Genomic DNA, 447 nt, shown 5'->3' with positions numbered 1-447 from the left:
CCACCCCACGCACTCAGCCCGGAACGGAAGTCCACGCGCGCGCCGGCATTCAACTCGTAGCGGTTGCGCGGCACGCTGGCCTTCAGTGCTTCATCATCAAACGCCATGCCGTTGCTGGCGCCGTCGCGGTACCAGTTGGCCACCACATACGGGCTGACCGACGCACCGGCGGCACTGCGGCCTTCGCCCTGCAGGCGCAGGCCCACGCGGCCGGACAGGCCGCTGTCGCCCAGGCTGCGCACCACTGTGCCGTTGGTTTCCTCGTGGCGGTCGGTGTTGGCATCGGTGTAGACCAGCTGCAGTTCCGGCTGCAGGCTCAGCACGGTATTGCCGATCTGGCCGATGCCGAAGCGGTAGCCAGCTTCCAGCGACGACTGCCAGATGTCCGAGTCGTAGCGCTCTTCGGCCAGGCCTTCGCCCTGCACGCGGTTGCGGAACTGGCCGCGC

1 protein-coding gene is annotated in these 447 nt (G+C 68.2%); it reads right to left on the bottom strand.

Annotated features, from left to right (window positions below; all coding sequences use genetic code 11):
- Window positions 1-447 (bottom strand): autotransporter outer membrane beta-barrel domain-containing protein (locus R5H29_RS13290; RefSeq protein ID WP_332329273.1); only part of this gene is annotated, 447 nt, incomplete at both ends.

The organism is Stenotrophomonas sp. A3_2 (genome assembly GCF_036624925.1).
Lineage (GTDB): Bacteria > Pseudomonadota > Gammaproteobacteria > Xanthomonadales > Xanthomonadaceae > Stenotrophomonas > Stenotrophomonas hibiscicola.
Note: the sequence above shows the minus strand (reverse complement) of the source record. Positions and strands in the feature narration are given on the sequence as shown.